Raw genomic sequence first — 22,612 nt, 5'->3', positions numbered from 1 at the left:
TAACATCAAGGCCGCCGTTCCTTATGCCCTCGACAAAGGAGTGACGCCTACACGCTGACACGGCGGCTTTAGGAGGGAGCCGCCATGAAGCACACTGACCGCCGACAAATTCAGACGATATTTGCACTATCGTCAAAAAAAGCCCGGCCACCGGACAGGCCCAGTCTGGCAGCCAGTACGAAAATTGTCACAATGTAACTGAATACCGTGTTTTTTGCGCTCGAATAGCTTTCTGCTGTCCGGGCGCTTTTTCATACCTATGGGGCCGGAACATCGGGTCAACATGGCCCGAACCCTGTCCCCGGTGTCGTTCCCCGCCGCCCCGTTCAGATTTTCCCGCAAAAATCTGAACGGAGGAAAGGCAGATGGAAGTCACCATCCGCAATATCAAGAGGAAGATGTCTGACCTGCAGAAGATGACGATTGAGGAACAGAAGAAAGCGGTCCTGGCCGGGTATGACATGGACATCATACCTACTGATCTTGCGACTTATGGGGAAGAAGCAAAAAATCTGCTGCAGGATTTACAGAGCCGCAATGAGCGTATGTTTCTTGTGACGGTACTTGTGGAGAATATCGCCCCTAAGCGCCAGAAATTATTTAATGATATATTTGCTGCCTCCGGTGTGGCCCAGAAATATAACTGTGACATTGAGGATTTGCGTACCCGGCTGGATGACCTGTGGAACGGGATGGATCAACTGCTCCGGGGATTTGCGAATATTTCATAAACAAAAAAGAAACCCCGTTGCTTTCCAGTGACCGACACGGTAGAATTTTTGTAAGAAGATAGAAAAGGAGGCGGGTCTTATGAGGCTGATCTTGAAATTTATAGCACTCCCCTTTATGCTGGCTACGGGAATCCTTTATCTGGTATGTAAGTTCCTGGTACTGGCTTCCGGCGCGGTGTTGGGGATCATATCGGGGATTGTCTTTCTGGCGTCACTTATCTTGTTCTTTACTGCCGGATTGTGGGCGGGACTTTCGTGGCTGGTAATTGCATTTCTTATCAGCCCTTATGGTCTGCCGATGGCAGCAGCGTGGCTGGTTGGACTGATTGGTGGTTTGAACGGAGCGTTGAGGGATTTTGTTACAGGTTGAGTAAAATACATGTACGGGCGGGATGCTGGTTGGTGTCCTGCCCGGATTTTTTTATCTGTTTTTTTTGATTTTGCTCAAAGCAGTTGTGATTTCAAAGATTTTGTGCATATCTGAAAATGGCGCCTGCTTTCATTATTTGACGAGATTGACATTTGGAATAGAAATGATATAATATAATCGTATATAAGATGTAAAATACGGATATAATATATCAAAAAGGAGGCCGGAACATGAAACAGACTTATGCGAATTTTATATGTGGACAGCTCGCTGGGATTCCGGTTGGAACTCCAATCTATACCGGGCAGATTGCGGGGATGATTGCAACAGAATATAAGTTACAAAAAAAAGAAGCGTCTGCCGCTGCTGCTGTAACAGTAAAGCGGATTTTGGACGGTGGGATGATGCCGGAGCTGCGGTGCTATCAAAAGGGAATCTATTACCGTACTGCGGTTACACCCTTTGGTGAGACAGGGATCAATAAGGAACGTCTGATTGCAGATAAATATCTTCTGCCGGATATTGGATACGAAACTGGTCTTACACTCCTTCACAGGCTGGGGCTGACTTCGCAGATGCCCCGTGAAAGGGTATTGGCTACCAATGTGGCAAAGGATTGTATGAGGAAAGATAAAAAGTTGGGAGTTGTGATTAGACCGCCAAAAGCTACTGTGACAGCAGGGAACAAGGATTACCTGCAGATATTGGATGCACTGGATTTACTGGAAAAGGCGCCGGTGGATGAAGAACATCCTTATGAAGTGGTCGCGGGCTATATTCAGAAAAAAGGGTTGCATTATCAAATCTTGTTGGCTCTTGCTGATCAGTATTATAATCATAATACGGTGCTCCGCCTGGCACACACCGCAAATATGGGAGGAACTGCGATATGAAACTGCATGAGGATAAAAATGCTTTCCGGCTTCTTCTTGACAGTATACATGAGAGGAGTGGATACCGGACAGATGTACTGGAAAAAGATTACTATGTTCTTTTGATTTTGCAAGAACTGGCTGGTTTTCAGACTGCTGGACTTCCTGCCTACTTTAAAGGAGGAACCGCCCTTTATAAAGCATTGAGGACAACGAACCGGTTTTCAGAAGATATAGATTTATCAGTTGATACCAGAGAGTGCAGCCGGACTCAGAATGACAAGCGTCTGGAGCGTGCGGCAAAGAAATATGTTTCGCTTCCCAGGGATGCGTCTCAGGGCCGGACGAACCGGTCAGAAGTCATTGCGGTTTATACGTATGATCCGGTTACAGTGTTTGATGAAAATGATGCTTTGCAGCGTTTCGGAAAATTAAAAGTGGAGGCAACTTCTTTTACGATCAGTGAGCCGGTAGATACATTGGAGGTATCAGCTATGCTTTATGATCTGGCGACAGAAAAACAAAAAGCTGTCCTGGAAACAGTGTATGGCGTGAAACCCTTCTCTGTCCAGACAATCACGCTGGAGCGCATCTTCATTGATAAACTCTTTGCGGCAGAGGCATATGTACGAAACTCCGAGGTGAATCACCGGGCATTTGAAGCAGCGAAGCATATTTATGATCTTGCTGTTATTGCAGACCATCCAAAGATACAGTTGCTTCTGGCTGATGAGGAACGGTTAAGGAATCTTATAGAAATCCGTATGACAGAGGAAATGGAGAGGCTTGACGGTATCCCTGGAATTTGCCCGTCAGATTTTATTTTCTTTACACAGTCTGGCAGTAATGAGGCGGTTCGCAGAGCCTATGAAACTATGCAGAATCAGTACGTCTTGCGGGATTGCGACAGAATAGATTTTCATATAGCGGTAGAGGCGTTGACTAAGATTTATAGAAAATTGCTGGAGAATCCTGCATGGACAGATTATAAAATGACAAAAAATTAATTAATGGTATGAGAACAGGGTACCGCTTGGTCGCGGCACCCTGTTTTAGTTATGGAGGGATAACAATTTGAAGGAGCAGATACCACTTTATTCATACTCAGGTGAATATGCCTATGAGCATGGGGAACTAAAACAATTCCATGCTTCTTATCAGGCTAACGTTGCTTGCAAAGAGGCAATCGAACAGGCCATTTCCGACCATTATGGAAACAATCGCCTTGATGCCTCCTGTGTGGATCAGGTTGTGGAGCGTTTTGGATATGAGAGGGTCTTTTATGTCCTTGCGAATACCGTGCAGCGGAAGAAATGGGACGGGCGTATTTCCCGCGATAATAAAGAATGGGCGAAAACAGTGCAGGTCACTCCTGGTTATGGTGGCGATAAAAACGCTTATTTTGTTGTGGACCGCTGTAATCCCGGATTGACGGATTTATTTATCACCATTGCCCGGAAGAATCACGCACTGGAGCAGGAGAAGAAACCTTCTGTGCGGGACAGCCTGAAACGGAACAACGGGCGGCAGGAACATAAGGCAAAACCAAAGGTACATGGTGGCCCGAAGCGTTAAAGGATGATTGAATAAGGAGGTGAGAGGATGGCAACCACACGGCTAATGCCGTTACATGTCGGTAAGGGCAGGGATATTTCCACAGCGATTGCGGACATCATTGATTACGCAAAGAACCCGCAGAAAACTGATTTCGGGAAACTAATCTACGGTTATGAGTGTGATACCCGGACTGCAGATGCGGAGTTTCTTCTTTCTAAACGTCAGTATTTGAACCTGACCGGCAGGAACAGAGGCGCAGACGATGTGATCGCCTATCATCTCCGGCAGGCATTTAAACCAGGGGAGATTACGCCGGAAGAAGCGAACCGGATCGGACAGGAGCTTGCTCTGAAACTGACAAAGGGCAATCATGCTTTTGTTGTCTGCACCCACATAGACAAGCACCATGTCCATAATCATATCATTATCAATTCTACGGCGCTGAACTGCCAGAGAAAATTCCGCAATTTTTGGGGCTCTACGTGGGCGATCCGGCGTATGAATGACCGGCTGTGCCTGGAGCATGGTCTGTCCATTGTAGAGAATCCAAAGCCGAGCCGCAGTCATTATGGGACATGGTTGGGCGATCAGAAACAACCATCTCATCAGGAGCAACTACGATGGGCTATCGATGCAGCTTTAGAAGAAAAACCAAAGGACTTTAAAGAATTTTTGAAAAAGCTGGAGGCAGCAGGCATTGAAGTTAATCGGGAGCGAAAGTATCTCCGTTTTCGCCTGTCACCGGAGGATAGATATACCCGATGTGATACGCTAAAGGGGGATTATACGGAGCAGGCGATTAAAGAAAGAATTTCCGGTACACGGATGTCAATTCCCCGCCGTTCTTCTTTGAAAAAGTCGGTTTCTAAAGTTGGTATGCTGGTTGATATTGAGGCGGCTGTCCGGTCCGGCAAAGAACCGGGCTATGAGCGTTGGGCGAAAGTGTTTAATTTAAAGCAGCTCTCCCAGGCAGTAGTCTGGCTGAAAGAGCATGGGGATATGAGCTATGAAGATTTACGGGAACAATCAGATACCATAACCGCTATGTTCAACGAACTGTCGGTGAGGATTAAGGAACTGGAATCACAGATGACAGCCAACGGAGAACTGCAGAAACAGATTGTTAACTATGCCAAAACGCGGGCAGTCTATGTGGAATACCGCAAGGCGGGGTACAGTAAGAAATTCAGGTCTGTACATGAGGCAGAAATTCTTCTTCATCAGACGGCGAAGAAATATTTTGACAGCCTGGGAATTACAAAACTTCCATCTGTGAAATCCTTACGGGAAGAATATGCCGGGCTTTTGGAACAGAAACGGAAAGCCTATGCAGCTTATAAGCAGACCAGAGAAGATATGAAAGAAATATATAATGTCCGGGCAAATGTAGAGTACCTGCTAGGAAAAAAAGAACCTGATACAGTACAGATTCAAGAACAGCGGTATAAAAGCAAATAAAAACAGAGCGTCTTTGTGAAAGAGCTCTGTTCAGTCGTTTTTTATATAAATCATCAATTCGCCGATTTCTATGTTTAGATAATGGCAGAGTTTACAAACTAATCCGGCATCGATTCGTTGAAATTCATTTCTGCAATAGCGGTTGAAGTTGGCGCGTGGAATATCCAAATCCTTGCAGATTTGATTTTTGGAAATGCCTCTTTCTTTTAACAATTTTTCTATTTGAAATTCAATTTTTCCATAATCCATGATACTGCCCCTTTACTATGATAAGACCATTATATATAATGATTGTCTGAAACATAATTCACTATACAGTACCTTACTAAATAGATACTACTGTGCATGAAGGGGATAGGGAGAGATGAAGATTATTAAAAATTTTTTCGATGTGTCTAAACGTGAAATAGAAAAAGAACTGGAGGAAAAGAAAGAAGAAAAAATGCCGGAGGAGTTGCAGGCCGAGGCGGAGAAAACAAGAGCAGAAGGGCAATACCTGTTTGAAAAATTAAAAATGTTGGAGCAGCAGACTGTGTTTGTCCATAATAAAGAAAAATATGAGAATTTTGAGCTGCTTTATAAAGGCGCATTGATTGTTGCGGAATGTTTGGATTTGAATGTTGAAATCAGTACGGAAAATGCTTACCATGCTACAATTCAGTTTACTACTGAGAATTTCTTTTTGGTGAAGGATGCGGCACAAGAAATCCATTTGATAGTAGGCATGTTATTTGCATTTGCGGATGAAGCATGGATTAACTGGAAGGACGGATTGCTTAATATTACATTCTTCTTTCAGATCAATGATATGGTAAGAAGGTAGTAGGCAGTAGAGAAAAGTTTTCAGTGTTCCAACGGAACGCGCAGCCATCGCCGGAGGCGATGATCTTAGGGGTTTGGGGATATGTCACCAACAAGCATTTTGGCAGGAATACCGGGAACGGAATCCTGCCAAAATACGCAATCTTACGGAAGATTGCATTGCTTGCCAATCTGTGAAAACACTATTATTCAATTTTATATAGTCAAAAAAGTTTTTGTCCAATCGGTTAAAAAATGGCACTTTGGAGAAGATAAAGTATTTCCTTTTTATTATACTTGAATAGAACGCCTTGGCAGGCGTTACATTTAAGTACGCAGGTTAGGTAGAGCTAATTTCTGCGAACATAAGGAGGAAAATCTATGTCTGAACAAACCCCAAATTTAAAACTCACAGGAAAAGACCTAATCAATATTGGTATCTTTTCTGCGATCTATTTTGTACTTAGTTTCATAGGTATGTTTCTTGCTATTATTCCAGTGCTGTGGATTATAATGCCCGGAATCATTGCGATTCTTGCTGGCATTCCCTTCATGCTTCTTTGTGCTAAAGTTCAGAAACCCGGAGTGCCTTTACTCATGGGCCTGATTACCGGTCTGCTCTACTATGTTACCGGACAATTTACAATGGTTATCCTTGCAACATTTGTAATAGGCTGTGTATTGTCTGAAATTGTTCGATGGAGATCAAAATATGGAAGTTTTAAGTGGAACACAGTAGCATTTATTTTATTCTCTTATGGCATGACTGGTTCTCCACTTCCAATCTGGCTATTTAAAGATAGCTTTTTTACTCAGATCGCAGATCAGGGTATGCCGGAGGCTTATGTAACTACAATGGAGTCATTATCTTCTATTCCAATGTTTGTTGTTATGATTCTAACGCCTATTATCGGTGGATTGATTGGAGCTTATCTTGCGAGGGGGATATTTAAAAAACATTTTAAGAAAGCGGGCATGATTTGAAATGATAAAAGGAAAGCACCATTGTTTATTGCAGCTTGACCCCAGAACAAAAATACTATTGTTACTTGTCGCAAACATTCTTCTTTTTTTTGGCAGTTCATCAGAAGTAACTTACATTTATATGGCTGTATTGGCAATGGTGCTTTTGTTATCTGGGTGCTACAAATCGCTTTTGGCATTTGGTGCCATTGGAACACTTTTTATAAGTATCAATTACTGGATTTTTCCGATTGCCCCCAAAGTATTCACCATGATATTTTCCATATCTGTGAATTATACCCTGAAAATGTTTCCCTGCTTGATGTCAGGTGCCTTGCTGATTTCCACAACATCATTGCACGATGTTGTATTGGCAATGAGAAAATGCCATTTTCCACAAAAGTTGATTATCACTCTTTCCGTGACGATACGCTATTTCCCGGCAATTTTTGAAGAAATTAAGCACATACATAATGCAATGAAGCTGCGGACAATTCCATTTTCAGAAAAAATCGAGTGTTTTGTTGTTCCTTTTATGATGGCCGCTTCAACAACTGTTGAAGAATTATCAGCGGCAGCAGTCACCCGCGGCATTGAAAATCCTGCTCCAAAAACGAGCATTACACAATTAAAATTTCATTTAGTAGACTATCTTATTCTTTTCATTGAAGCGGGTTTTACCGTTGCTGCTTTTATGCTATGATAAAGGGGGATTTTATGATTGAAATAGATAATGTAAGTTTTTCCTATACCAAAGAGAAAAATACTTTAGAAGATATTGACCTTACGATACCTCAAGGAGAACTTATCTTGCTTTGCGGGGAAAGCGGCTGCGGGAAAACTACGATAACAAAATTGATTAACGGCTTAATTCCTCATTTCACTGCGGGCGAACAATTAACAGGTGCAGTTCGGGTTGATGGAACTACGGTTTCTGATACCAAAATGTATGAACTTGCCAAAGTCGTAGGCTCTGTATTTCAGAATCCAAAATCACAGTTCTTCAATCTGGATTCTGACAGCGAAATTTCCTTTGGCCTGGAGAATGAAGGGCTTCCGCCGCAGGAGATTCAAATGCGGGTAACTCAGGCTGTTCAGGATTTGAACATCAGTCATCTCGAACATCGGAATATTTTTTCTATGTCTGGGGGAGAAAAACAGTCTCTTGCTTTTGCCTCTGTTTATGCCATGCAGCCAAGTGTTTTTGTTTTAGATGAACCGTCTGCCAATCTGGACGCACCAGCCATAGAAACACTGCGAAGGCAAATCAAGCAGGTCAAGAAAAATGGTCACACGATTGTGATAGCTGAACACCGTTTATACTTTCTTGCGGATTTAGCAGACCGAATTGTATATTTGAAAAACGGAAAAATTGAGCAGATTTGGAAACCTAAAGAATTTCTTTCATTATCTAAGGACAGACAAATTTCTTTAGGATTGCGTTCAGTCGAAATTCCTACGTTAAATTTACCGAAATCTCTATTCAGCCCCCAGCAAGCAGATTTGCTTGTAAAAAACCTTTCTTATTCTTATAAGAAAAATCCGGTTTTAAAACATGTGGATTTTTCTGCTTCATATGGAGATATAATAGGTATTGTTGGACGAAACGGCGTAGGAAAATCCACTCTTTGCCAATGTTTATGTGGATTACTCAAAAAGAAATCGGGAACAATCTCTTTTCGTGGTAAACAGCTTTCTCTAAAAGAATGTAGAAAATTATGTGCTTTCGTCATGCAAGATGTAAATCATCAGCTTTTTTCTGATAGCGTATGGGACGAATGTGAGTTATCAGCGCCGTCAGAATCGGCTGCAACGATTGAAGCTCTTTTAAAACGGTTTGATTTATTGGGGTTGAAAGATTCTCACCCAATGGCTTTATCTGGCGGGCAAAAGCAACGGCTTGCCGTAGCGACAGCAATACTTTCCCGTAAAAAAATACTTATTTTTGATGAACCCACCAGTGGCCTTGATTATCGTCATATGATGGAAGTAAGTTCTCTTTTGAAAGAACTTGGTAAAGAAGAACATATCATTTTAGTAGTTTCACATGATATAGAATTTATAAATGCAACGTGTACCAACATATTTTCGTTGCAATCATGAAAGGAGGAAGTATGTTGGAAAGAACAAATAAACGACTAATTTTAAATGGAAATTGCCGCACAATCATTGAAAACAACGAATATATGATAACTCAAGTCTCTGATCCTACTGGCGATGGACTAATGACAATGTACCATGTATTTCCCGGTGTTTCTGTTCTTTACAGTGACTTTCATATGCCTTTCTGTGAATCAGGATTTCAGACAGAATATGATATGCTTTGTATAGATCACTGTAAAGAGGGGCGTATGGAACAGGAAATGGGCAATGGTGCCTATACCTATTTAGAAGCTGGAGATTTAAAAATAGACCGACGTATTCATCATAAAGGGCACATTGAATTTCCCACCCAACATTTTCATGGCGTGACGATTGCGTTTGATATGAAAGAGGCTACAAAGAATCTGCCTTTAGAAATGCGGGATTTTCCAGTAGACTTATATGCTCTCCAGAAAAAATACTGCGACAGCAAACACCCTTTTGTTATACCGGGAGAACCAGCGATTGAACATATTTTTTCAGAGTTATATTCAATACCTCTCAATATTAAGAAGTATTATTTAAAAGTAAAAATTTTTGAACTCTTGCTTTATCTGGACGCATTAGAGCTGGCCGGAACAAAAGAAGAACGGCCTTATTTCTATAAAACGCAGGTAGAAAAGATTAAGGCAATCCGTAGTCTAATGACAGAAAATCTGACGGAACACTATACATTAGATGATCTTGCCAAAAGATTTGATATACCGCATACAACGATGAAAAGTTGTTTCAAATCTATTTACGGAAATTCTATTTTTGCATATATGCGAGAGTATCGTATGAACTATGCCGCGAATTTGCTGCGAGAACAGAATGATTTGAGTATCGCTCAGATTGCCGGAATGGTAGGCTATGACAGCCCCGGTAAATTTAGTTCGGCCTTTAAAGCCGTTATGGGGAGTACGCCATTATCTTATCGGAAATTTCCTGTCCATGCGGTGAAGTTATGGCCGGGTGGAGAAGATGAAACATCTAAATAGCTTTATAATTAGATTGATTGGATAATTCCAGTCAATCTATTTTTTTGAAGGGACGGTGTTTCATATGAAGCAGAAAAAAGACAAATCGGATTGGCTTTCTGTTTTGTTGTCATTTGCAGCTAAAAGTAAATGGAAGATGATTTTATCCATGTTCTGCTCTCTTATCAGTGTAATGGGAGGCTTTCTTCCCTATGTCTGCCTATATAAGATTATGCAGTTATTTATCTTCGGTTCACCAACAGTTTTGGTATTTTTATTTTGGTGTGGAATAGCCATGTTGGGGTACTTCCTTTATGTGGTATTCTTCGGACTTTCAACAGTATTGTCTCATAGTGCCGCATATCATATTCTTTATGATTTGCGTATGGCGATTGCTGATAGGTTAATGAAAGCGCCATTAGGCAATGTAACAGGAAGTGCCATTGGACACTTAAAAAATATCATGGTAGAAAAAGTAGAAGGGATTGAACGCCCGTTAGCGCATATGATTCCAGAATTAGGAGCGAATATCGTTTTAGCCCTTATCGTTTTCATTTATCTATTCGTTATTGATTGGCGCATGGGATTGGCCTCTATGGTGACACTTCCTTTTGCGGCTATTCCTATGATTGTTTCCGGTAAAGGATTCAATGAAAAATACTCTGCATATATGGCTGCAAACGATCATGTAAATAGCGTAATTGTAGAATATGTATCTGGAATTGAAGTAGTAAAAACTTTTAATCAAACCACAAGTTCCTATGAAAAATTTTCGGAGGCAATACGGGCCTTTCAACGGTTTACATTAGATTGGTTTCAAAGTTCATGGAAAGCAATGAATCTTGTCATGTCTATCTTACCGACTACTTTTTTGGGAACACTTCCTGTCGGTTTGATTTTGTATAAATTTGAAATCATCACGCCCGTTGAATTGATTGTTTGCTTAGTTCTTGCTTTGAGTCTACTTCCGGTTCTAATGAAAGCGACTGCGTTTATTACGGAAATGAAGTCTATGCAATACAATGTCAGCGGTGCTAAGGAATTATTGGATATGGAAATCCTAAAGGACAGCCTGCAAGAAGTATTCCCCGCTTCTTATGATATTTCCTTTGACAATGTAACTTTCTCCTATACCGGACAAAAGGAAGATGTTGTACTGCATAACCTAAATTTTAAAATTCCGGAAAATAGCTTTACAGCTTTAGTAGGACCGTCTGGCGGCGGGAAATCTACAATCGCAAAATTGATCGCCCGGTTTTGGGATACCACGAATGGCGCTATTTATATTGGCGACACCAATATAAAAAATATTCCTCTAAAGCAGCTTTCAAATTTTGTTAGTTTTGTTACGCAGGATAATTTTCTTTTTAATTGTTCCTTAAAAGAGAATATTCGTCTTGGAAATCCCAATGCTTCTGACGAAGAAATATATGCAGCAGCAAAAGCGGCATGTTGTGATGACTTTATCACAAAACTGCCAAACGGGTATGATACATCGGCTGGTGAAGCTGGTAAATCACTATCTGGCGGAGAAAAACAGCGAATTTCCATTGCAAGAGCAATTTTGAAAAATGCGCCAATTATTATACTGGACGAAGCCACCGCTTTTACCGATCCTCAAAACGAAGAACAAATCCAAAAATCTATCGCTGCCTTAACAAAGGGAAAAACTTTATTGGTAATTGCACACCGTTTATCCACGATTCAAAATGCAAATCAAATTATTGTTCTTGAAAACGGAAAAATTCTTGACAGCGGCACACATAACGATCTTCTCAAAAACTGTGCTTTATACTGTACTATGTGGGAGGCACATATCGGCGCTAAACATTGGGCTGTTTCACAGAAAGGAGGCTGCTAATTATGTTTCATTCTATCAAAAGATTATTACATTGGGCAGGCGGTTATCGCAAAAGATTGTATTTGGGTTGTCTGTGTTCCTTTCTCAGTGTATGGTGTACTGCTATACCTATTGTGATTGCTGCATGGACTTTGGGGCTTGTGATTGCTGACTTTCGCGGAGAAAATTCTCTGGAATGGAACATTATATGGCTTTCTTTATTCGGGATTGTTATTTCCATTTTTCTCCGATATATCTTTTCTTACTGGAAAGCAAAATTACAAGAAAGCATTGGCTATGAAATTGCTGCCGAAGAACGATTAAAAATTGGTAATGTTTTAAAACGTGTTTCTTTAGGGTATTTCAGCAAAAACAGTACCGGTGATATTCTAACAGCTATTACCGGTGATTTATCCAGCCTGGAATTACAAGGCATGAAACTGATCGACGCTATTGTAAATGGATATATCAATCTTCTGGCTATTGTAATAATTTTACTTATTGTCTGCCCTATGGCAGCCCTGACAAGCCTGGTAGGTGCGATACTCTCTGCTTTAGCATTAAATGGGATCAGCAAAAAAAGCCGCAAAAATGCACCTACAAAACAAATATCACAAGAACGGATTACGGACGCTTCACTTGAGTACATTCATGGTCTGCCAATCGTAAAGTCATTTGGGCAAGAAGGCGCTTCGATTGAAGAATGGAAAACAGCTTGTGAAAAACATAAAGATATAAATTTAAAGATTATGCACGGTTTTGTGCCAAACAACTGTCTGCATTTATTTGCTCTGAAAATTGCTTCTGTATTATTGATCTTGATTTCAGGAATTTTTACGATTCAAGGCAATCTAACAATTTCAATTTTCCTGTTGATAGCTATGTTTGCCTTTATGATTTTTGGTGCGGTAGAAAATATGAATGATTCTGTACATATGCTTGGCCTAATTGATACTTCAATGGATAAACTGGAAAACATAGAAAATGCGGAATTTATTGATGAAGCCGGGCGTGATTTTTCCATTGCTTCTTACAATATAGATTTTACAGATGTTTCCTTTGGATATGGGGAAATAGAGGTATTACACAATCTGTCTTTCCAGATTCCTCAAAATACCACAACTGCAATCGTTGGTCCGTCTGGAAGTGGGAAATCTACCATATGCAATCTGATTACCAGATTTTATGATGTAAACAGCGGCTCTGTTAAAATTGGCGGGCATGATGTACGAGAGTTTACCTGCGATAGTCTGCTGAAAAATATTAGTATGGTGTTTCAGAACGTATATTTATTTAACGATACAATCCGAAATAATATCAAGTTCGGTAAATCAGACGCAACCGAAGATGAAATTATTGAAGCAGCTAAAAAGGCTTGTTGCCACGATTTTATTATGGCGTTGCCTGAAGGTTACGATACCATGATTGGAGAAGGAGGTTCTTCTTTGTCAGGGGGAGAAAAACAACGTATTTCTATTGCCCGTGCAATACTAAAAAATGCACCTATTATTCTTCTTGATGAAGCGACTGCAAGTATTGACCCAGAAAATGAACATCTCATTCAACAAGCTATCAGCGAATTGATACAAGGTAAAACAATCGTTACTATCGCGCACAGATTGGCTACTATCGAAAATGCCGATCAAATATTAGTTGTCGATCATGGAAAAATTGTTCAGAAAGGTACACACGATCAGCTTATCCAGCAAAAAGGCATTTATAGAAGTTTTATTAACATTCGTGAGCGTGCAGAAGGCTGGAGTATTGTTTGATATGAAAGACCTATTTATGAAAGGGGGATATGCTATTTGTCCTTAACTTCATCAATGGAGGATTATTTAAAAGCAATCTTAGTCCTTCATCAACAACATGGTTATGTTCGCTGTATAGATGTCGCAGACTATTTAGGCGTTAGCAAGCCTTCTGTAAGCAGAGCAGTAAAGGAACTCACAAAATCCGGCCATATCATTAAAAAGGACGGTACTCTTTATTTGACGCAGCAAGGCCGACAATATGCTGAGCAAATATGTGAACGGTATCAATTCTTCACAGCAAGGCTTGTAGACGCTGGAGTAGACCGTAAAACTGCGGAGCATGACGCTTGTAATATTGAACACGTTATTAGCCAGGAATCTTTTCAAAAAATAAAAGATTCTTTGGAGAGCAAAGGAGGTGGTGATAGCATGGGAAATTAGTTGTGTTGGATTTAGAGGATTCCGGCAGGCAAATCGGTGAAAAACTGTTTGCTTTGCTTTCTCCCAACCAAAAGAAGGAGCTGGCTCAGTTTGTACGTGACTATGAGGCCGGAAATATCCCGGCTGATGTTCCTGGTACAACATTCTTTCGAGGTCAGTATTTTATCTCATCGCAGATAGCTCAGGCGTTAACGGAAATCCGGGTAGGTGATTTATATTTCTGTTTAGAGCAGCGTCTTATTACTGTGCAAGGTCAGATGATTCTGCTGACGGTCAAGGAATTTGACATTCTGGCCTTGCTTATCATGCATCCCAGGAGAGTATTCACTTACGAGATGATTACGGAGCTTGTGTGGCAGGAGGATTATGCGACTTATTCTCGTAAGGCAATCGTCAATCACGTTAGTAACTTGCGAAGAAAACTAAAAAAATCTGCAACTATACCGGACTATATTAAAAGTGTCCACAGTATCGGTTATAAATTTGATCCGACACCCTAATTTTTACCGCCTCTTGTTTCAAGGGGCTGCTTTTCCAGGAAAGGTTGAAAACAGGTTTTAGCTAGATATATTTGCCGAAAAATGTTTTGGAATAGATAAGAAAAAGGTCGTTTCTGGACAAAATACTGGAAAATGTTTCCTATAATGTCTCCTAAATAAAAGGAAGGTGAGAAAGATGTAGTTTAGCTGTCCTTCCTTTGCGAAAGGAGGACAGAGGAAATGCTGCCGAGGTCAGGCCACCGGCCTCGACGATGCCGGTCATGTAGAGTATCAGGCCCCGTAATCCAGGACAGGATTGCGGGGCTTTTCCGTTCGACAAAAGATGACATATTCTGTTATCTTCTTTTACAATTCTATAATAAACGGCATGAGTGCGCGTCTGTCCTTTGGCAGGCGCGCCTTTTTCTATATAGGGCGAGAAATAAAAACAGTCCTGTTTATATCAGGTGTCGTTCGCCACCTCTGATTTCGATTTGCTCATCAACCCACTCAAAAATCGAAATTGGAGGATTACCATGAAAGAAATAAATCTAAGGGAGTTCTACCCGGAAATGTATCATAATGATTATTTTATCAACTTACCGGATGAGATTGTGGATGTGCTGGAGGAATACCGGCGGAAAGAAATTGCATATCATCGTCGTACATATCGGCACAAGGCGCAGTATTCCCTGGACTTTGGGAACAATATTGAGTGCGAGGCTGTTCTTGTTACCCCGACACTGCAGGAGATTGTTGAGCAACACATGGAGGAAGAACGTGTTTATGAAGCTATTTCTACTTTGCCGGAGAAACAGCGCCAACGGGTGTACGCTCATTTTATCCTGGGAATTTCTATGGCAGATATTTCCAGAATGGAAGGTACTTCTGTCAGTATGGTCCATGAAAGTATCCACCGTGGACTTCGCCGGTTGAAGAAAATTTTAGATGAAAAACTTTAAAAGCCCCGAATGGATACCCTCTGAAATGTCACTATTTATAGAAGGACAATTCTTATTATACCGAAACTTAGATAAAGCTCATATATGAAACTTTCGGTATAATCTAAGATTCGGTATATCAAATGGTATCATGAATTCCTGATAACGAATTTATGCAAAGTTCATTTCTGGACTTCTTTTTTTTAAAAAATGGACTTGACATTTCGAATGCTGTTTGCTATTATATCAGTGATATATATCACTGATATAATACTCGGATATGCTATATGGTTGTTATAAGGAGTGTGATTTTATGACGGAGTGTTCTGCAACCCAAAATAAAATATTGGAAATTGGAAAAAAAGAATTTCTTGCTAAAGGCTTTAGGGGGACCTCCCTTCGTGGCATTGTTAAAGAAGCTGGTTTTACTCAGGGGGCTTTCTATGGATATTACCCGGATAAGGCTTCTCTTTTTAACGCATTAGTGTCTGAGGCCGCAGATAGTCTTATGGAACAGTTCAAAGCCGCGCAACAGGCACATTTTGAGTTAATACCGGAGGATAAAGCGGCCAAAAGCAGGGAACTATCAACGGATTATTTGAACAATTTTATTAACTTTATCTATGACAATTTCGATGCTTTTAAGTTAGTGGTTTGTTGTTCAGAAGGAACAAAATACGCAACTTATATTCATGATCTGGTGGAAATTGAAGTTGCCCAGACAGAAATCTATTATGAGCAGCTTCGCCAGCTTGGCAAGTTGGAAGGAACTATCAGCCGTGAACTCCACCACATGATCACAAGCGCCTATTTCACCGCTGTTTTTGAAACGGTGGCTCATGATATGACGAGAGAGCACGCAATTCAATATGTAAATGAGCTTGCCACTTTCTTCAACTGCGGCTGGGATGGCCTGTTAAGGCTCAAATGAGCCTTAATTTTTTACCCATACGGTTAGCTTGTTCTAACTAATAAAATTCAGGAGGTTATTATCATGAACAAAAAATCACAGAAACTGCAAACACGAGATTTTATTTCTGTCGGTATCTTCTCGCTTATTTATGCGGCTGTCGCATTCATCATCGGTGGGATTGCGCAGATGACACCCATTACTTTCCCGTTTATGCCGATGATCGTAGCTTTATTTACAGGAACCGTATTTATGCTCTACATAGCAAAAATTCCCAAAAGAGGAGCTATCACAATTCTTGGAATTATTTCAGGTATTCTTTTATTTATTACCGGGATGTTCTGGATGATGTCAGCATTTTCTGTGGTGTTGGGTATTATCGCAGATTTCATCTGCGCATCCGGTGGATTTAAATCCTTTAAAAAGAATATGGCGGCCTATTGTTTATTTGCGCTGTCTCCTATGGGAGCCTATGTCCCAATGGCAATTATGCCGACACAGTTTGATGAGTTTATGAGCAAAAAAGGAGATGTATCTTCTTTTTCTAGTGTAATTGATTCCATTGGCGCAAACTGGTGGGCTATTCCGGCGATGCTGCTTGGGACAATTCTCTGTGCTTTCATTGGCAGCTTTATTGGCAAAAAACTGCTGAAAAAGCATTTTGAAAAGGCGGGGATTGTTTAAATGAAGATAGATCCCCGCACAAAATTACTAATTTTAGCTATAACAAGTATTTCCGTCTTTCTGAATGGGAGTATTACGATTGAGTGTATTTTTGCCGCATTACCTTTTCTGCTACTGCTTAGTACAAAGAAGATTTATACGGCTTTAAAATATGCGGCGTTGTTTCTTGTGTTACTGGCAATTCAGTTTTGGCTTGTTCCCTTATTGCCAGTGAGTGCCGGCGGCATTATTTATATGTTTGCGGTTTATATTCGCAAGCTGATTCCCTGCTTTATGTTAGGAAGTCTGCTTATTTCAACCACGCGTGTCAGCGAATTTTTAGCTGCGGTTGGAAAGCTCCGCTTGCCGAAAGGGTTCACGATTTCTCTTTCTATTGCCCTGAGGTATTTTCCTACGATGGGGGAAGAATGGAATTCGATTAAGGATGCAATGGCTCTGCGGGGGATACCTGTAACAGCCGCAGGGATTCTCCGCCATCCTATGCGGACGATGGAGTATACTTATGTCCCCATGCTGGTATCTGCTTCTAAAATATCAGATGAAATTACACAGGCCGCCATTACAAGAGGCATTGATCATGTACAAAGACGTACCTGCATGGAAACAGTTCGTTTTCATGTGATGGATATGCTGATTTTGGTTGTGTATATAACCGTGATTATTCTTGCGTTCCTGGCAAATGGAAAGGGGTGGTTCTGATGATTTCTTTAAAAAACGTTTCCTTTTCTTATGACGGGCAGGAGAATAATGGGCTGCATAATGTTTCCCTTGAGATTCCAAAAGGACAATGTGTTCTGCTGTGCGGGGAAAGCGGCTGTGGAAAGACCACAATTACACGCTTGATTAACGGGCTTATTCCACATTTTTTCAGCGGAGAACTGTCAGGTGAAATTTCTGTATGCGGGCTGGATGTAACGAAAACCGATATTGCGGATATTTCAGACTATGTAGGCTCTGTTTTTCAGAACCCACGCACACAGTTTTTTAATACAGATACAGACAGTGAAATTGTGTTCGGTTTGGAGAATCGGGCTTTGCCGCAAGAGAAACTAAAAAAGAGCCTTGAGAAAACCAGCCGCGAATTAAATTTGTCTGCACTCCGTAAAAGAAATATTTTTGAACTTTCGGACGGTGAAAAACAGAAAATCGCTTTTGCTTCTGTTTATGCAACAGAATCAGAAATTTTTGTCTTAGACGAACCATCCTCTAATCTGGATATGGGAGCTATTGAAGATCTGACTGATCTGCTTCAAAGAGTGAAAGCGCAGGGAAAAACGATTATTATTGCGGAACACAGGATCTGGTATCTGATGGATGTTGCGGATCGTGTTGTTTATATGCACGGTGGGAAAATTCTGAAGGATATGACGCTTAACGATTTTCAGGCATTGCCCGAAAGTGAAATTCTTGCCAGGGGGCTTCGGTGCAGAAGCCTGTCTCATGTTAAGAAAACTGCTATTGCTCCAAAAACAAGCAGCAATGAGTTAGAAGTGCAGGGAATATCAGTCCGTCTTGGAAAACGGACAATCTTTCAAGATCTGAGTTTTACTGCTCATGGCGGAGAAGTCATTGCTGTTGTTGGGAAAAACGGTGTGGGAAAAACAACGCTTGCCCGTGTCCTGTGTGGATTACAAAAAAATGATAGTGGGGCTGTATTGCTACAGGGAAAGGCTCTTGCGGAGAAACAGCGGAGAAAGTGTTCTTACATGGTTATGCAGGATGTGGGGCATCAACTGTTTACGGATAGCGTAGAAGCCGAGTGTTTGCTTGGTGTGAAAGCCCCAGACACCGCAAGAGTTGAAAAGGCGCTTGAATGGCTTGATTTGTTGGATTTCAAAGACCGGCACCCACTCTCCCTTTCGGGGGGACAAAAGCAGCGCCTTGCCGTAGCGGTCAGTCTGCTTTGCGAAAAGGAGTTATTGATTTTTGACGAACCCACTAGTGGGCTTGATTTAAAAAGTATGCAGGAGGTGGGGAGGCTTGCAAAAGAATTGTCTGCACAGGGGAAGATACTGCTGATTATTACCCATGATTATGAATTTATCCAGACGATTTGCTCTCGTGTGCTGGTCTTAGAGGATGGGAAAATATCAGACGATTTATCTGGAACCATGCGCGGAACGGTTTTAGAAAAAATGAAAGGAGCAGAAAATGGAACAGAAAAAAAATAACACATTCAGTTGGGTCCTGCGGTTTGCAACACAGTGCAAAGGGAAAATGACAGCCTCTGTCTTACTGGCGGTACTTGGCTCTGTGTGTGGGATTGTACCCTATTTTGCGGTTTCGCGGATTGTGATTCAGATTTGTGGACAGAATTATGACCTTACTTCCATTGGTTTCTGGGCGCTTACCGCACTTCTCGGCTATCTGGGGAGCACCTGGTTTGGAACGGTTTCTACCATACTTAGCCATCGTTCGGCTTTTACGATTTTAAAGAATATCCGGACGGAGTTGACAGCGAAGCTCTCCCGTGTACCCATGGGTTATATTCTGGATACACCTTCCGGTAAATTCAAAACCCTGCTGGTGGATACGGTGGAAAAGCTGGAGCTGCCGCTGGCGCACATGATACCAGAGCTGACAGCGAATATTCTTGTCCCGTTTCTGATGATGGTATATCTTTTTATCCTGGACTGGCGCATTGCCTTGATTTCGTTGATCACGATTCCCATCGGTCTTGCGTGCTACATGGGAATGATGAAGGACTATGCAAAGCGGTATGACCGTGTACTGACTGCGGGGAAAAATATGGATGCCGCCATTGTGGAATATATTGGCGGCATTGAAGTCATCAAGGCCTTTAACCAGAGCGCCGCTTCCTATGGCAGATATGCGGATGCCGTGATGGAAAATGAAGCGGCAAAGACCACCTGGTTTAAGCAGACAAACAGCTTTTATGTGGCGGGTATTTCCATTATGCCCTCCTGTCTGCTGGGTGTGCTGCCTTTAGGCGCGTATCTGTATATACAGGGCAGCCTGGAAGCACCGGTTTTCATTACCTGTATGATCCTCGCCCTTGGATTGGTCAAGCCGCTGATTCAGGCGCTGCAATATACGGATAGTCTTGCTATGGTGGATTCCACGGTCAAAGAGATTACAGGGCTTTTGGAAACGGAGGAAATGCAGCGGCCGACAGAACGGGTAACGCTTCCCAATTCGCATATCTCTTTCCGGGATGTTTGCTTCGGATATGGGGATACGGAAGTATTACACCAGATCAGCTTTGACGCGGTGCCGGACGGTATGACGGCGATCGTAGGGCCTTCCGGTTCAGGAAAGTCAACGGCGGCACGCCTGATCGCTTCTTTCTGGGAGGCAGACAGCGGGGAAGTGCAGATTGGCGGCGTGGATGTACGGAATATTCCACTCTCACAGGTCATGGATACCGTGGCTTATGTATCCCAGGACAATTTCCTTTTTCATCTGTCCGTGAAGGAAAATCTCCGCATGGGAAAGCCGGGGGCAGAGGATGAGGAAATTGTAAATGCCGCAAAGCAGGCGAGCTGCCATGAATTTATCTCTGCCCTGCCAAGGGGATATGATACGCTGATTGGAGACGGAGGCGGGAGTCTGTCCGGCGGGGAGCGCCAGCGCATTGCCATTGCCCGGGCAATCTTAAAAAACAGTCCCGTGGTGGTGCTGGATGAGGCGACTGCTTTTACCGACCCGGAGAACGAGGCTGTCATTCAGGCGTCAATCAATGAACTGGTGAAGGGAAAAACATTGATCGTCATTGCCCACCGCCTTTCCACCATCGTAGGAGCCGACAGAATACTGGTAATGGATCAGGGGTGCGTCAAAGACCAGGGAACGCACGAAGAGCTGTTAAAGAACAGTTCCCTTTACAGAGAGCTGTGGACTGCGCATATCAGCGCAAAAGATATGGGAGAGGAGGCGTCAGCATGATTCAACTGATCAAACGGCTGTTAGATTTTTCGGGGAAACAGCGAAAGAATTTGATTGCTTCTTTTGTTTTCAGTCTGCTGGATTCTGTCTTTGAGATGATGCCCATCATGGCGATCCTTACGGTTCTGTCAGGGCTGCTTTCGGCGGCGGAGGGAGGCGTTATGCCGGTTTCCACGCTTTGGGTATCCTTTGCCATTATGGTGGTAAGCATTGCCGGACGGATCTTTTTTAACAACTTATCCTGCATTCGGAGAACGCTTGGCAGCTTTTCCATGTGTTCGGAAAAACGGCTGGAAATAGGCGAACACATGAAGCACGTGCCCATGGGGTATTTCAATGAAAACCGGCTGGGCGAAATTGTAGCCGCCGTGACGACCACCCTGGGAGATATTGAGAACAATGCCGTTATGGTTCTGGAAAAGGTGGCGGGAGGATTTATCCATGCCCTTGTCATAGGCGTCTGGCTGCTTTTTTATGAATGGCATATCGGACTTTTGATGTTTGCGGGATTGGCTGTCTCCATGCTGGTCTATGGGGGAATCCAGAAAGCGGGCAAAAGACTGTCTCCCAGACGGCAGGCTGCGCAGGCGAATCTTGTGACAGGTTTTCTGGAATATATCCAGGGAATGGGCGTTGTAAAAGCCTTTGGATTGGGAGAAATGTCGGGAAAATCAGTCAATCAGGCAATCGAGGAAAGCGCGGACGCCAACATCATTCTGGAAAGTGCTTTTTCCTCGTTGACCGGCGTTTACCAGACGATTTTCAAGCTGGCAAAATCAGCAATTTTAATCGTTGCCCCTTATCTGCTGTTGGGCGGTGAGATCACGCCTGTCAAGTGCCTGCTTCTGCTGGTGTCAAGTTTTATGATCTACTCCAGTGTGGAACTGGTGGGAAGTATGGCTTCCGTGGCCCGTGTCATTGACGCTTCCCTGGACCGTATGGATGCCGTTATGGATACGCCTGTACTGGATGAACATGGCGGGGATATTTCGCTGGATCATTATGACATTGAGCTTGCGCAAGTTTCCTTTGCCTACAGACAGGAAAATGTATTGCAGGATGTAAGTGTGACCATTCCGGAGAAAACAACCTGTGCTATCGTGGGACCTTCCGGTTCCGGCAAAACGACCCTTGTAAGCCTGATTGCCCGTTTTTGGGATGTGCAGAAAGGAAATATCCGTGTGGGCGGCCATGATGTAAAAGATTTTACCTGCGACAGCCTGCTGAAAAATTTTTCCATTGTGTTCCAGAATGTTTATCTTTTTGAGGATACGATTGAAAACAATATCAAATTCGGCAGACCGGACGCCACGCCGGAAGAAGTGATCGAGGCGGCGAAAAAAGCGTGCTGCCACGAGTTTATATCGGCATTGCCGGAAGGCTACCATACCCTTGTGGGCGAGGGCGGAGCCACTCTTTCCGGCGGGGAACGGCAGCGTATTTCCATTGCCCGCGCGATCTTAAAGGATGCGCCGATCATCATTTTGGATGAAGCGACCGCCAGTGTGGATCCGGAGAATGAGCGGGAGCTGCAGGCGGCGATTGCGGAGCTGACGAAGGACAAGACGATTCTTATGATCGCCCACAGGCTCTCTACGGTCCGGAATGCCGATCAGATCCTTGTTCTGGATAAGGGGCGGATCGTCCAGCGCGGCACACACAGGGAACTGATGGAAGAACAGGGGCTGTACCGCCGTTTCATCCAGACGCGGAAGGCGGCAATCGGCTGGAACCTCAGAAGAAAAGAGGAACTGTCGGCAAATGACGGAAACCTTTGAAATACTATAAAAATCAGGAGGAAAAT

General features: G+C 42.6%; 23 protein-coding genes and 1 pseudogene. 23 read left to right on the top strand and 1 reads right to left on the bottom strand.

Translation table 11 applies throughout. The features are described from left to right. Positions 1 to 377: 377 nt before the first annotated feature. The 6 genes and pseudogenes from BKD12_RS03845 to BKD12_RS03820 form a co-directional block, all read left to right on the top strand. Positions 378 to 677 (top strand): annotated as a pseudogene (locus BKD12_RS03845) (VirB4-like conjugal transfer ATPase, CD1110 family); the annotation flags it as partial. A gap of 133 nt (positions 678 to 810) precedes the next feature. Then, complete coding sequence (locus tag BKD12_RS03840; protein ID WP_070088002.1) at positions 811 to 1,101, top strand: CD1845 family protein; 291 nt, start codon at positions 811 to 813, stop codon at positions 1,099 to 1,101. Positions 1,102 to 1,331: 230 nt separating this feature from the next. Then, a complete protein-coding gene (locus BKD12_RS03835; RefSeq protein WP_070088001.1) occupies positions 1,332 to 1,994 on the top strand; it encodes a hypothetical protein in 663 nt (220 codons plus the stop codon). After that, positions 1,991 to 2,980 (top strand): nucleotidyl transferase AbiEii/AbiGii toxin family protein, encoded by a 990-nt coding sequence (locus tag BKD12_RS03830; protein ID WP_070088000.1) that lies wholly within the window; start codon positions 1,991 to 1,993, stop codon positions 2,978 to 2,980. Before BKD12_RS03835 ends, BKD12_RS03830 begins: the two co-directional genes overlap by 4 nt. A 67-nt stretch (positions 2,981 to 3,047) precedes the next feature. Further along, positions 3,048 to 3,548 carry a DUF3849 domain-containing protein gene (locus BKD12_RS03825; protein ID WP_070087999.1) on the top strand — a complete coding sequence of 167 codons (501 nt, stop codon included), beginning with the start codon at positions 3,048 to 3,050 and terminating at the stop codon, positions 3,546 to 3,548. Positions 3,549 to 3,575: 27 nt separating this feature from the next. Beyond that, positions 3,576 to 4,988: a relaxase/mobilization nuclease domain-containing protein gene (locus BKD12_RS03820; RefSeq protein WP_070087998.1), complete on the top strand. Its 1,413-nt coding sequence runs from the start codon at positions 3,576 to 3,578 to the stop codon at positions 4,986 to 4,988. A 30-nt stretch (positions 4,989 to 5,018) separates the two neighbouring features. Here BKD12_RS03820 and BKD12_RS03815 read toward each other — a convergent pair whose 3' ends face one another. Continuing rightward, entirely contained in the window at positions 5,019 to 5,237 is a 219-nt protein-coding gene (locus BKD12_RS03815) for a helix-turn-helix domain-containing protein (protein WP_070087997.1), read from the bottom strand. 115 nt (positions 5,238 to 5,352) lie between these two features. Here BKD12_RS03815 and BKD12_RS03810 point away from each other — a divergent pair, with 115 nt between their 5' ends. The 17 genes from BKD12_RS03810 to BKD12_RS03735 all read left to right on the top strand — a co-directional run bounded on the left by BKD12_RS03810 (position 5,353) and on the right by BKD12_RS03735 (position 22,586). After that, entirely contained in the window at positions 5,353 to 5,811 is a 459-nt protein-coding gene (locus BKD12_RS03810) for a hypothetical protein (protein ID WP_070087996.1), read from the top strand. Between the two features lie 23 nt (positions 5,812 to 5,834). Continuing rightward, a complete protein-coding gene (locus BKD12_RS16845; protein WP_176730920.1) occupies positions 5,835 to 5,987 on the top strand; it encodes a hypothetical protein in 153 nt (50 codons plus the stop codon). 183 nt (positions 5,988 to 6,170) lie between these two features. Continuing rightward, complete coding sequence (locus BKD12_RS03805; RefSeq protein ID WP_070087995.1) at positions 6,171 to 6,773, top strand: MptD family putative ECF transporter S component; 603 nt, start codon at positions 6,171 to 6,173, stop codon at positions 6,771 to 6,773. A 1-nt stretch (position 6,774) separates the two neighbouring features. Next, positions 6,775 to 7,455, top strand: a complete 681-nt coding sequence (locus tag BKD12_RS03800) for an energy-coupling factor transporter transmembrane component T (RefSeq protein ID WP_070087994.1) — start codon at positions 6,775 to 6,777, stop codon at positions 7,453 to 7,455. Positions 7,456 to 7,469: 14 nt separating this feature from the next. Continuing rightward, positions 7,470 to 8,855: an ABC transporter ATP-binding protein gene (locus tag BKD12_RS03795; protein WP_070087993.1), complete on the top strand. Its 1,386-nt coding sequence runs from the start codon at positions 7,470 to 7,472 to the stop codon at positions 8,853 to 8,855. A gap of 11 nt (positions 8,856 to 8,866) precedes the next feature. Further along, on the top strand, positions 8,867 to 9,874 hold the full coding sequence (locus BKD12_RS03790; protein ID WP_070087992.1) for a helix-turn-helix domain-containing protein: 1,008 nt from the start codon (positions 8,867 to 8,869) through the stop codon (positions 9,872 to 9,874). Between the two features lie 64 nt (positions 9,875 to 9,938). Then, positions 9,939 to 11,714, top strand: a complete 1,776-nt coding sequence (locus tag BKD12_RS03785) for an ABC transporter ATP-binding protein (protein ID WP_070087991.1) — start codon at positions 9,939 to 9,941, stop codon at positions 11,712 to 11,714. Positions 11,715 to 11,716: 2 nt separating this feature from the next. After that, entirely contained in the window at positions 11,717 to 13,465 is a 1,749-nt protein-coding gene (locus BKD12_RS03780; RefSeq protein WP_070087990.1) for an ABC transporter ATP-binding protein, read from the top strand. 54 nt (positions 13,466 to 13,519) lie between these two features. Continuing rightward, positions 13,520 to 13,888: a metal-dependent transcriptional regulator gene (locus BKD12_RS03775; RefSeq protein WP_242872697.1), complete on the top strand. Its 369-nt coding sequence runs from the start codon at positions 13,520 to 13,522 to the stop codon at positions 13,886 to 13,888. Positions 13,889 to 13,893: 5 nt separating this feature from the next. After that, a complete protein-coding gene (locus tag BKD12_RS17180) occupies positions 13,894 to 14,388 on the top strand; it encodes a winged helix-turn-helix domain-containing protein (RefSeq protein ID WP_242872696.1) in 495 nt (164 codons plus the stop codon). 515 nt (positions 14,389 to 14,903) lie between these two features. Further along, positions 14,904 to 15,329, top strand: a complete 426-nt coding sequence (locus tag BKD12_RS03765) for an RNA polymerase sigma factor (RefSeq protein ID WP_070087988.1) — start codon at positions 14,904 to 14,906, stop codon at positions 15,327 to 15,329. Positions 15,330 to 15,621: 292 nt separating this feature from the next. Next, positions 15,622 to 16,239, top strand: coding sequence for a TetR/AcrR family transcriptional regulator (locus BKD12_RS03760; RefSeq protein WP_070087987.1), 618 nt, complete (start codon positions 15,622 to 15,624; stop codon positions 16,237 to 16,239). Positions 16,240 to 16,302: 63 nt separating this feature from the next. Then, positions 16,303 to 16,902, top strand: coding sequence for an MptD family putative ECF transporter S component (locus tag BKD12_RS03755; protein ID WP_070087986.1), 600 nt, complete (start codon positions 16,303 to 16,305; stop codon positions 16,900 to 16,902). Continuing rightward, the gene (locus tag BKD12_RS03750) at positions 16,903 to 17,601 is read left to right on the top strand and encodes an energy-coupling factor transporter transmembrane component T (RefSeq protein WP_070087985.1); all 699 of its coding nucleotides are present in this window, start codon (positions 16,903 to 16,905) and stop codon (positions 17,599 to 17,601) included. Continuing rightward, entirely contained in the window at positions 17,601 to 19,073 is a 1,473-nt protein-coding gene (locus tag BKD12_RS03745) for an ABC transporter ATP-binding protein (protein ID WP_070087984.1), read from the top strand. Before BKD12_RS03750 ends, BKD12_RS03745 begins: the two co-directional genes overlap by 1 nt. Then, positions 19,054 to 20,808: an ABC transporter ATP-binding protein gene (locus tag BKD12_RS03740; RefSeq protein WP_070087983.1), complete on the top strand. Its 1,755-nt coding sequence runs from the start codon at positions 19,054 to 19,056 to the stop codon at positions 20,806 to 20,808. Before BKD12_RS03745 ends, BKD12_RS03740 begins: the two co-directional genes overlap by 20 nt. Beyond that, positions 20,805 to 22,586: an ABC transporter ATP-binding protein gene (locus BKD12_RS03735; RefSeq protein WP_070087982.1), complete on the top strand. Its 1,782-nt coding sequence runs from the start codon at positions 20,805 to 20,807 to the stop codon at positions 22,584 to 22,586. Before BKD12_RS03740 ends, BKD12_RS03735 begins: the two co-directional genes overlap by 4 nt. Positions 22,587 to 22,612: the final 26 nt, after the last annotated feature.

The organism is Merdimonas faecis, from assembly GCF_001754075.1.
Classification (GTDB): domain Bacteria; phylum Bacillota; class Clostridia; order Lachnospirales; family Lachnospiraceae; genus Merdimonas; species Merdimonas faecis.
This window is presented reverse-complemented; position numbering and strand designations above follow the sequence as displayed.